Consider the following 11275-nt stretch of genomic DNA (forward strand, 5'->3'; position numbering starts at 1 on the left):
TGCCGACCCACAGGCCCCTCGCCTGTGCCTCGTGTCCGGATCCGAGGGATCGGGGAAATCGGGGCTGCTCGCCTGGCTGGTGCACCACGGCAGCCAGCGCGAGACTGCGGCTGAACGCGCCGTCCACGCCGTCACGCCCGGCGCGGGGCGGAGCCTGCGCGGCACGGTCTGGTCGCTGGCCGAACAGCTCGGCGTCGTGGCACGTGATCCGGAAGATCTCGTGGCCATGCTGAGTCGTGACCAGCGCCGCACAGTGATCGTTCTGCCCGACCTCCATGAGGGGGAAAGCGCCCAGTTGGTGCTCGACCTGGCGCGCCTGCCGCACCTCCGGATTATCGTCGAATCCCGATCCGGTAGCCTCGCACATCGGCGTCTGGCCCTCAGCGGGTGCGCGGAGTTGGACTTGGACCTGGAGGTGTGGAGGGACCAGGCGCGCTTCGAGCAGTGGCAGACGTCCCTGCCCGAAGCCGAAGGCAGCACGGTGCCAAGGGGTGCGGACCCGGTGGTGGACCTTTCCGATCCGGTGGCAGTCTGTGCAGCCGATCCGTGGCAGGTCACCGCCGCGTACGAGGGCGACAGCGACTCTGACCATGGAGGGCTTCGCGCTGCCTGGTTGAGAGCAGGGCAGTCCCTGTGCAGGGAACAGTCATCCGCGTCCCGCGCTGTGAGCCTTCTGTGCGTGCTGGGCGATTCTGCCGACCCGAGGCTTGCGCCGGCGCTGGCCCAGGTCGCGGCGGAAGCGGATTGGAGCGTGGAATGGAGTCGCGTCCGCGGGGACATGGCCCCTCCGTGGCCCGGTGCTGTCACCTCCCTGGCCCGGGGTGCGGGGCCCCTCGCAGGCCGCCTGTTGATGACGGGTCCGGGCGGCCTCGTGAAGGCCTTGAGCGTGGCGGACGCTTCCTCTTGTGGACGCTTGCCGCACGGCCGCCGTGAACCGGTGGACATGACGGTCATGGCTGACGGCACAGTGCTGCTGCTCGACGAGTCCGGTCACGTCCACGCCGAGAGCAGTTGGGCCGTCCGGCCGGCGGGGTCAGGTATCGCGAGGCTGCTCGACGACGGTCCCACGGATGTGCAGCGTCTGCTGTCGGCCGTGCAGGAGTGCGCAGGCACGGCGCTTGCTTCTGCGGCGGGACCCGACCTCGGGATCGTGGCAGTCGGCGACAGCACCGGCACGGTGCGAACTATCGGAGACGTTGCCGGGTCGGAGCCGTTGCACCGCGGGCCAGTGACCGCTCTGGCCGTCCTCAGCGTCCCCGCTGACAGCGAAGCATCGATGCCTGTCGTGTACAGCGGGGGTGCGGACGGCGTCGTGCGGGCATGGGGCGCTGGCCACGCCCCCATGTCCGCTCCCGTCGTGCAGCGGTCCTGCCCCGTGGTGTGCCTCGATGCCGCGCTCACGGCCAGCGGACCTTCCCTCGTGGTGGCTTGGGACGACGGCGTGGTGCAGTGGATCCAGTGGGAGACCGGTACGCAGCAAACGCTCCGACCTGGACCCCCCGTCCGGGCCGTAGCCCTCGACAGGGACGGTCGGGTCTTCATAGGGATGGATGAGGCCTTGACCTGTCTCATCCCACGGCAGGCGTCCACAGGCAGCGATCCCTCGACGGTCTGACTGGGCGGCCGACTGATTCACAGCGCTCTCACCTGCGACAAGTTGACGGGCACTCAATCGGCCGTAAAAGTAGAGGCGTTGATCCAACGGGGGGTACTGCATGGGGATGACGCTGCCCGATGACCTGGTAGAGGTGATGGACCTCATCGGCATCGACTGGCCACAGATCGACGAGGACGAAGTCAGAGCCTCGGCGAAGGACTACCGGCACCTTGCCGAAGGCATCCGCGACGCGGTCAAGGAAGGCAACAACGCCTGCTCTCACATCGTCGCCGGCAAGAGCAAGGGCGAGACGGTCAAGGCTATCGACCGACGCTGGGGCAAGCTCACCACGAGAGATCTGGCGACCTTCGCCAAGGGCTGCGACGACTTGGCCGGCGCCCTCGACGAATGCGCAGGCCTCATCGTCACCTGCAAGGTCGCGATCATCGGCAAGCTGACTGCAACGGCTGCCACTGCCACAGCCGGCGTCGTGGGCATGTTCTTCACCGTGGGCCTCAGCGGTCTGCTCTCTGCGGCCGCCATCGCCGCCGGGCGGCTCGTCATTCAGGAAGCCATCGACTACGCCATCGAGCAGATCACGTCGATCGTGACCGACAAGATCGAAGCCAAGGTCCTTGCGGAGATCGAAAAGTTGTTCTCCGACAAGCTCGGCGGCGGCAGCACGTATGACGTCATGCCCACGGGTAGCGCGGACATGGCACAGGACCTCGTCATCGAGTTCGACGAGTTCGAGAAGGCGGCCGGCGGCTACCAGGAGACCGCCACCAACTTCGACAAGAAGAAGGGCGAGTTCAAGGCCGGCGGCGCCGGGCGTAAGACGTCGGTGAAGAAGGACAGCCGGTTCCACAAGTTGTCCACCGTCATGGACAAGGCCGAGGACGCCGTCGACAAGAAGGCCGACGAGATGGTCAAGACCCTCGAAGACCACGGCGGCAAGATCGACAAGAGCAAGAAGGACCACAAGGGTACCGACGGCCAAAAGAAGAAGGATATTGACGGCTGCGAGGACGTCGACGGCGGCGATGTTCGCACCTACCTACTCAATGCTGACGGATCGGTGCAACGCCTGTATGAAGACGGGCGGACGGAAACACTCGACGACGCTGACAAGACCCGGCTCAACGGTGTTGTGCTGAACGACGGTAAGGCGTGGATCCCCGGCACTCCGAAAGAAAAGAGTGAGTTCTACGCCGATGCGAAACATCCGGGCAGGGCTGATTCGACGAAGATCGACTTCGACAGTAACGACGATCTCGTCCGGGCGACGCAGTCGGCCAGGATCGCGCGGGACGACTACAAGGGGACCAACTATGCTGCGGGCCGCTATGTTGCCCCTGACGGAGAAGAGTCCATTCTCGTCGGATACAGCAACAAGAACGGGCACTCGGAGCGCATGATCGGACGGCCGCTCCTGCACAATGGGAAACAGGATGGGCTGACCGAGGTCTTCACCGAGCGGGAGCCCTGCAGGAAGTCTCCCGAGTGTGCACGCTGGCTGGACTACTATTTCGGGGACGACGTGAAGGTGACCCACGTCGCCGACTACTATAAGGCGGACGGTAAGACGACGAACGTTGAACATGGCAAATATGTCGACCACTTGAAGACGCTTCACGGTAAGTAGCGGCACAGTAAGGTAGGATGACCCGCGTGAACTTCTCTGTGACTCCCATACAGTTGATGCAGGCCTATGGACTCCAGAACATCGTGTACTTTCCGCAGAGTGCGGTAGTCGATTTCGATGAGCGTTCGGCCAACTTTCTGAGCACTGTGGGACTTCCGCATTCGGAGGCTTTCACCTCCCGAGAAGACGTTGCGGACCCTTACCCCACAGATCTGGATGCGATCACGTTGGGGAGCCGTTTCGACCATTACGGCATGACCTGTCCTCGGGAGAGCCGTTCTTGGTGGATGCTCGGCTACCTGTTCACTTCTCTCGTGGCTGTGGACCCGAAGTCGGCAAAGGTGTATGCCTTCCCGGAAGGGAGCTCCGGCTATGTCGAACTCCACCGGGACGTTGAGTCCTTGGTGTACGCGCTCATCGAATTCCGCAAGCTTGAAGTCGAGCACGACAATGATGCTGACCCCGAGGAACTGGCGGCACGCTTCAAGCAGGTCGTGGGCGCCTTCGACCCCATTCCGTTCGCTGACGAGGAATCGCAATGGAATCTGTCGCTGGAGGAACTGGAACACGGGATGTGGTGAGGTCCGCTTGATTCGCCGCTGATGGTCCCCATGCTTGGGAAGCCTCTGACTCTTTCCGCAGCCGCTGCCGGCGTTGGCGGGCTCAAACGCTCGCGCGGCGATCACGTGAGTGTGCCGACATTCCTCTACTAGGGTGGGTCACCTTGCCAAGCCATAGCTAGGTCGCCGGCAACCGGTGCAAGACCAGGCATCAGGTTGCCCGTTCCCGTCATCCCTCTGGGCGGGAACGTGAATTGGTCGAGTGTTGCGACCAAACGCCGGTGGCCATCGCCGCCTGGGACGGGCACCCACAAGCCCAGTTTCTGCCCTGCTGCGTCCCACTCCCATTCTCCCCTGGTGCTGAACGTTCCTGCGAGCAAGGCGAGTTCTCCATCCCACCTGTCTCTTGGTCGGGGAGTCGAGAGTTTGCCATCGTCCCACATGATGTCGATGATGGTCTTTTGGGGAACCCAGCTCGGAAAGATGACCACGTGTCCGCCGTGTTGCCCCATAGCCGCCTCCTCGGTGGTGCGCTGAGGCTCTGATCGTGCCGCTGCCGAATAGGTCCTCGCCGCCGAACCCAGTTGGGGCCCAGGGGGGACGCCCCCCCTGAGAGTTCGACCGGTGCGCTCAGGATCACACGGATGTGACCCGCACCGAGGTGGCTGTCTAGACTTCCCGCTCTTGGGGGATGCCTTCCCGATCGTTGTCTTCACCCGTGTCGAGTTCGAGGCCTGCCGTCGGACGTGGGTCCGGGGGCCGCTTGGACGGCTGCTTCTTGCCCTTGGGCTCGCTCCGGTGCTTTTGCCTTTCATCCGCGTCCTGAGCCTTGTCCTGACGGCTCCGGCCCGACTCGTCCGGCATTGGGGCATTCCTGCTCATAGCGCTCCTTGCATGCCCGATGGAAACGAACGTTCATAGCCAGGCTGACACAATGGGAAGTGCTACGCACTTTCAAAGCCTGAGGCGTCAATGCGGGCCGCACTCTCAGCAGACGGGTACCCAGACCCTAACTCGATGCTTTCCTGAACTGCGCACTACGTCGTCTTCGGCGACAATATCCACGGGCCTGAGGCGTCTGATTGATGCCCGGACCGACGACACTTGACCCCGGCGGCAACAGCGTGGTCGACCTGCTGCTCCTGCGCAGGTGTCCGGCTCTCTGTGTCGCGGTGGCAGTGGAAGCCCTGGCGCCGACGTCGCCGTCGGGCGGCGTCCGCGCCTGGAGCTCCAGACCGTCGCCCACGGGCCAGCTGAGGCGGCATCAACGGCTTGAACCAGCGCCCATCGCATTAGTGATCACTGACTAGCTGCCTCCGGTCAACTGATCAACCCATGAAGGAGACGCTGCGAGCATCCTCTCAATCGGGAGGCTCCCTGCTGTACCTGCAGTCGGCCGCAAGCGTTGGTTGTGCATGTGTGCATATCCACTGGGCGACGGGTGTGCATGTTTGCCATGGTGCCGGGCGCTACCGGTGAGTCATAGTCCCGCGGACAGAGTGCAGTTCGCGAAGGACGACGTCCTCGACTCTGCTACTGGCGCGTCCCTCGGTAGTCTTCTTTGCCCCTATTCGCGTGCCGGTTGGGGTTCGGGGGTGGGAGGTGTTGATGTTCGTGATCTTTGTATGGGGTGTGGTGTGGTGAGTTCGAGTGTGGGGGTGCAGCGTGGGGTACTCGGGTCGGTTCCGTTTACGCAGGTGTCGAATGCGTTGTTCCGGGATGGGCGGATCAGTTTCAAGGCGAAAGGCTTGTTCGGGTTGATCGCGTCGCACAGGTCAGGGTGGCGGGTTTCGGTTGCCGCGTTGGCCGGTTGCGGCAGCGAGGGCCGGGATGCGGTGCGGGCCGGGTTGGGGGAGTTGGAGCACTTCGGGTATCTGCGTCGTGAGCGGGTGCGACGGAGGGATGGCACGCTGGGGCCAGTGGTGTACGTGATCACGGACCAACCCGGCGGTGTCGGGAGCGCGGCTTCCCCGACGCTACCGCCTCCTGCCTTGCCCCAGCCGTGGTCTGCATCCCTGCCCGGCGACCACAAACCCAACCCTGCACCCGCAGACGCGCCTCAGGCTTCATCTGCGCTCTCGCTCGAGTCTTCGGCTGTGACCGCGGCGTCCGCGTCTTTACGTCCTGCGGCGCTGTCACTGTCGTCCGAGTTGCTCGTGCCGGATCAGCCGGGGGAGTTGCCGGGTCGGCCTGTGCTGGATGCGCCCGTCCAGGATTCTCCTGTGTCGGATTATCCGACGTTGGCTGATCCAGCGTTGGCCGGCACGGGGGGTAAGAACATCAGTGACCAGAAGACGAAAACGAGGAAGAGAAGAAGGCCCCCCTTCCCCCCCGGCCCCGCTCGACCAGAATGGGCGACCGGTCACGGCAACCCCGCGCCGACGGCCCGCCTCCACGACACCGCACCGTCCTCCGCCGAGCCAGCGCCCGCCGCATTGTCGCCTGGGGTGCAGCTGCTGGAGCGGATCGGTGCCGCTAACCCGCCGCTACGTCTGACCGGGACGGATCTTCATGCAATAGGGGCCTTGGTGGAAGGTCTGCTGCAGCAGGGCTGGAGCGTGCAGCGGGTGGAACATGCCATCGCTGCACGGCCGTTGCCCCGACCGGTGCGGACCAGCGTGGCGGCCGTGATCGCGGCCCGGGTCCGTGCCCTAGGCATACCACCCGGCCCCGACGCCGCCTACCCCGGCGCGGGATGCGCTGACGCTGCCTGCGACACCCCGGCTGAATCGTCCGTCTCCCCGCGCCGGGCCAACGGTTCCGGCTCGCTGCCGGCTGGCGACTCGGCGTCTCCTACTGTCTCTCGCGTGTTGGTGGAGTGCGGTAGCTGTGGTCGTCCGGGCACGGTGGCCGGCAGCAGCCTGTGCCCACTGTGCCTGGACTGGCCGGCCTGCCGCTCGTGTACCGGGCCAACCCCGCGGCGAGCCGACCCGACCGGCCATGGCCAGTGCAGCGCCTGCACCATTCTCGACTGATCACGTCGGCGGATCAGTGCCGCGGCGGCCCGCTGAGGACGGGAAGGGGCGGGACCGAACGCATCCCAACTGATGCCGCCGAAACCGATCTGCCCATGGGCTCGTTGACATGGACGACATCGACGTTGTGCACGTCAGTGAGCCCGGCTTCCTCGTGGTCGATATCAGGCAGCAGACGAAGCGACCGCGCAGCTGAGCCACGGGCTGCATCGTTGCAGCAGCATGTGGGGAGACTGGAGATCCCTGCCGCCTTCAGAACATGAATGCCACGGGATGAGTGGTGAGGCAAGCCCGTCCGTAGTGGAGGAGACATCCATCGTGTGTCGGATAGGTGCTGGCGTCGGCTAGTCCGACGATTGGGTCGGTGAGGGCGGCGCGGAGGTCTTCGGGGTGTGGGTCGGAATCCCAGTGGAGGGTGCATCGGTCGCCTTCGACGGACAGCCGGCGGTGATGCGCGTGTCCGCGGTCGGGCCGGTCAGTGAGGTCGCAGAACCACATGCCGATGTCCCAGTTGCCGTCCGGGGCGTGGGAGCAGAGGCGTACGGTCAGCGCGGCGAGCAGGGTTTCGGTGTCGGGGCTGAGGTGCGGGAGTTCGTTCAGTACGGCGAACTCTTCGTCGCTGACGGGGGTGTCGGTGGTCCATAGGCGGGCGTGGTTGCTTTCTTTGTCCGGTGGGCCTTGCAAGCGGCCCTGGCGGTCATTGGTCACGGTCATGGTGGCGCCGGTAGACAGGTGACGCAGGCGCCATCCTTCGTCGTAACAGCTCTCCACGCGCAGGCCCGGCAGCCCGATCTGAGGGAATGTGTCGCGGCCGACCAGCCAGCAGGTCACGTTGTAGGGGGATCGGGTGGTGATCACCAGATCGTTGTAGCGAGGGGAGATGACAACGGTGTAGCGGGTCACATCGGCGAGACTGACGGGGCGCGGCCACCGACTGGTGGGGCCGTGGTTGAACATGCCAAGGGCCAGCAGTGCACGCAGTCGCCGCTGCGGCGCTGTGCAGACATCGAGGCCCAGACCGCTTTGGCGCGCAAGGCTGTTCCTGTCACGACGAGCGATCCCGGGGGCGGCGAGTGCCACAGTCTCCCGGGTGTAGGAGGCACGGAGATGTGCGGCCTGGCGGCGGGGTGAGGAGGGCACGGTGAGTCCTTCGTCGTCGCCCGGCCGACTGGATCACCACGCGATGCGTGTCAGGGATGACATTCGAGCGCGAAGTGGGTGCCCAACACCCTCTGTCGGTGTCATAGAGCGTCCGGGACAGCTCTTCCACACGGTCCAGTCCTTCGCAGACCGGCGCTCGGACCGTACCACGGCACAGCGCCGTTACCTGTGAGTGACCCGCAGCCACAGGCGCAAACTCCCGTCGGCGAGAGCCTGGCGCCGGGGAGCGAAGCAGCCAGGGCATCGTCGCCAACTGGTTCGTCACCCTGGCCAGCTGTCGCGGTCCACAGAGCTACTTCGCCCTGGCGGTGGCCGCGGCACGGCGGATTGGCCGTGGCTGAAGTGCACGCGGACATCGGCACCGTGCAGTCGTTCAGGCTTCAGGCAGTGCATTCACGCTATGCGGACGTTCAGGATTCGAGCGCGTGCCGGTCGTCGCGTGGATGTGTTGGAGGATTTCATCGTGGCGATCACCGACCGCCTGTGTCCGGGAGGCTCGAATAGGACGGTGTCTCGATTGGCGCTGGGTCGTTGCTCCTGGCATGGGCGTAGTTCAGAGCCTGGTGCCGGAGCCGCCGGTACGAGCCCAAGGCGGTGTGATGACTGTGCGGTGTTAGCCGCGGTCATCTTCGTCGCCACTTCGGGCTGCACCTGGCGGCAGCTGCCGCCGGTCTTTGGCGCCTCCTGGCAGATGGTGCACCGGCGTCTCACCGACTGGTCCGCGGTCCGGGTGTGGGCCGAGCTGCAGCGGGTGATGCTGGACCGGCTCCGCGCCGACGGCGGCTTGGACTGGTCGCGCTGCGCGATCGCCTCGGTCAGCGGCCGGGCGATCAAAAGGGGGCCCTGACCGGACCGAACCCGACCGATCGCGGCAAGCTCGGGTCGAAGGTGCACGTCATCTGTGACCGCAACGGCCTGTGCCGATCTCGGTGGGCATTTCGGGTGCAACCTCCACGACAGCCAGGCGCTGATCCCGCTGATGCGCGGTATCCCGACGATCCGCTCCCGCTTCGGGCCCCGGCGCCGCCGCCCGGCCAGGCTCCATGCGGACAGGGGATACGACTTCCACCACCTACGCGGATAGCTGCGGCGTCGGCAGATCGTGCCGCATCGCCCGCCGAGGCATCGAAGCCTCCGGCCGCCTCGGCCGGCACCGCTGGGTGGTCGAGCGGACGATACGGCTTCGTCGCATGCACCGCCTCTGTGAGCGCAAGGCTGAGCACTTCCTAGCCTTCGTCGGCATTGCCAGCGCCCTCATCTGCTTCCGCCGATTCATCCGATGAGACTGGCCTTCCGCGGCTCAGCGCCGGAAGCTCAGTGCTGCTCAGGCCTGGCGAGTGCTCCGTATTATCCGGCCGACGACGGCTGCGGCCTGCTCCGGGTGCCCCTTCATCCAGCCGCCGAGGTGTTCCCGGACGGCCTCCGCGACGCAGGCGCGAACCGTGGTGCCGCTCAGCGCCCCGTGCGTGGCACCGTGGAACTCGGGACGGTCCAGCTTCACCGATACGACCGCCGTCAGGCCCTCGCCGATCCGGTCGGTGCCGAGGTCAGGGTCGGCCGCCGTCAGGAGCCCCCGCTCCCGTGCGTACGCGTTGACCGCGGCCGCCAGCCCGTCGCGAAAGCCCACCGCGTGCGTTCCGCCCTCGGGGGTGGGACGGCTGTTGGCGAAGGTCCGGACCCGCTCCGTGCGGGAGTCGCACCACCGCAGGGCTATCTCTACAGTCCCCGCCATATGCGGGACCTCCCGCTCGAAGCCGATGACGTCCTGATGAACGGGATCGCCGGCCTGCGCGTCGAGGAAGGTGACGAAGTCCCGCGCCCCAGACGGAAACCGGAACCGCTCGGACCGGGATGCTTCACGGGGGCGTTCGTCGGTCAGCGAGATGTCCAGGCCCCGGTTCAGGAAAGCCAGTTCCCTGAACCGGGCCGCCAGCACGGTGAACGAGCATTCCGCCGTTCCGAAGATGGCTGGGTCGGGAAGGAAGGAGATGGCGGTTCGGCTTCCGGTAGCCGGTCCCGTGGCGCCGGGTGGGGCGATCGCGACGCCGTGAGCGTACTCCTGGATCCACCGCACTCCGTCCCGCCGTACCTCGGCTGTCAGGCGGCTCGACAGGGCATTGGCGACACAGGGCCCGATGCCGAAGCGGGTCACGTTCACCACGTGGCGGCCCCCGGGTTCCTCTCTGGCGTGCATCTGGGTCAGCAGGGCTTCGAGGATGAGGTCGCCGTCGTCCGCGGTGGGCTCCATGGGGAGGCCCGGTCCGTCGTCGGCGACACACACGCGGCCGTCGGGTGTGAGGGTAATCTCAACGGAGTTGGCGCGGCCGGCCAGGGCCTCGTTCACGGCCCGGTCCGCGACCTCGAACACCATCTGATACAGCCCGCGTTCGCCGGTCGAGCCGATGTACATCCCGGGGCGCTTCCGCATGGCTTCCAACCCTTCCAGCACCTGGATGTGGGTGGCGTCGTACCTGTCGGCGGTGTCACTCATGAGGCCCCCTTCGGCGAAGCTCGGCAGCGCTGTCAGCCTAGTTGGATAGGAAGAAAATGCCAGGTCAAAGGCCTTTCGGCGAGGGCGTGGACGGGCAGGTGAGCGTCTGCCAGGAGACGGGCGGACCAGGGAGCGTAAAGCTCGGCCGCACCACGGCCGGCGGCACGCCGAGGCCGCGTAGAGCCCCTTCCCGGCAGTCCTGGAGCCCTCGGTTTCGGTATGTGTCAACGCCTTGCGGAGACAGACAGGTCCGTCACCGCAGTGATGACGTGGAGACGTCCCGAGCGTCCACATCACTGTCCACGTACGCAGCCATGCCGGCGCCGGCTGCGGGCACTTGGTAGCGCGGTCAGGCAGCGCGTACGGCCGTCACCGCTCTGATGGGTGACCAGCGGACTCGCACGACAGCAGTCGTGCCCTGGGCGGTCTCTGGACTACGTCCTCCGGCCGGCCTCGACCGTGAACGCGGCTCCCAGGCATACGACTCCGGCAGTCATCGAGCCGAAGAAGATCACGTCGAAGAGCACGCTGTTCGCGCCCTCAACGGTGCCGTCCTCATGCGTGCACGACTTTTCGAAGGGGAAGCGGGCCGTGTGCAGATCGGCGCAGTGATTCTGCAGGTCCTCATGGAGCACGCTCGCATGGAGCCAGGACAGTGCCCACAGCAGGAAGAAGATCCCGGCGAAGGCGCACACCGCTCCCCACAGCCGGTTCAGTTGGGTATCACGTGTGCCGACGCTCGTCACCCGACGGAGGGTAGCGTGCCGCCCCGACAACACGGGCGTCATCGCCTTCCCCGCCAGGAGATCCACCCCGAGCCCTCCGGTGTCCCATCTTCCTCACCGG

6 protein-coding genes and 1 pseudogene are annotated in these 11275 nt (G+C 66.0%); 4 read left to right on the plus strand and 3 right to left on the minus strand.

What is annotated here, in order from left to right; genetic code table 11:
* Positions 1-31: 31 nt before the first annotated feature.
* From ACQPWZ_RS36050 to ACQPWZ_RS36060, 3 genes are all read left to right on the plus strand, one after another.
* On the plus strand, positions 32-1615 hold the full coding sequence (locus ACQPWZ_RS36050; protein ID WP_433573649.1) for a hypothetical protein: 1584 nt from the start codon (positions 32-34) through the stop codon (positions 1613-1615).
* 100 nt (positions 1616-1715) lie between these two features.
* On the plus strand, positions 1716-3242 hold the full coding sequence (locus tag ACQPWZ_RS36055) for a nucleic acid/nucleotide deaminase domain-containing protein (RefSeq protein WP_433573650.1): 1527 nt from the start codon (positions 1716-1718) through the stop codon (positions 3240-3242).
* Positions 3243-3259: 17 nt separating this feature from the next.
* Entirely contained in the window at positions 3260-3823 is a 564-nt protein-coding gene (locus ACQPWZ_RS36060; RefSeq protein ID WP_433573651.1) for an SUKH-4 family immunity protein, read from the plus strand.
* 3206 nt (positions 3824-7029) lie between these two features.
* Here ACQPWZ_RS36060 and ACQPWZ_RS36065 read toward each other — a convergent pair.
* Positions 7030-7857: a hypothetical protein gene (locus ACQPWZ_RS36065; protein WP_433573652.1), complete on the minus strand. Its 828-nt coding sequence runs from the start codon at positions 7855-7857 to the stop codon at positions 7030-7032.
* A 658-nt stretch (positions 7858-8515) separates the two neighbouring features.
* Here ACQPWZ_RS36065 and ACQPWZ_RS36070 point away from each other — a divergent pair.
* Positions 8516-9221, plus strand: a pseudogene (locus ACQPWZ_RS36070) (IS5 family transposase); the annotation flags it as partial.
* 41 nt (positions 9222-9262) lie between these two features.
* On the opposite strand, the gene ACQPWZ_RS36075 reads toward ACQPWZ_RS36070, so the two are convergent.
* Both ACQPWZ_RS36075 and ACQPWZ_RS36080 read right to left on the minus strand, forming a co-directional pair.
* Positions 9263-10429: a DNA gyrase subunit B gene (locus tag ACQPWZ_RS36075; protein WP_433573653.1), complete on the minus strand. Its 1167-nt coding sequence runs from the start codon at positions 10427-10429 to the stop codon at positions 9263-9265.
* A 434-nt stretch (positions 10430-10863) separates the two neighbouring features.
* Entirely contained in the window at positions 10864-11175 is a 312-nt protein-coding gene (locus ACQPWZ_RS36080; RefSeq protein WP_433573654.1) for a hypothetical protein, read from the minus strand.
* Between the last annotated feature and the right edge of the window lie 100 nt (positions 11176-11275).

Origin of the sequence: Streptomyces sp. CA-251247, from assembly GCF_050952975.1 — a bacterium.
Lineage (GTDB): Bacteria > Actinomycetota > Actinomycetes > Streptomycetales > Streptomycetaceae > Streptomyces > Streptomyces achmelvichensis.

Bases quoted from the DNA above. Each gene is read 5' to 3' on its own strand.
- ACQPWZ_RS36060 (WP_433573651.1), top strand. From the start codon at position 3,260: ATGACCCGCGTGAACTTCTCTGTGACTCCCATACAGTTGATGCAGGCC.
- ACQPWZ_RS36075 (WP_433573653.1), bottom strand. From the start codon at position 10,429: ATGAGTGACACCGCCGACAGGTACGACGCCACCCACATCCAGGTGCTG.
- ACQPWZ_RS36055 (WP_433573650.1), top strand. From the start codon at position 1,716: ATGGGGATGACGCTGCCCGATGACCTGGTAGAGGTGATGGACCTCATC.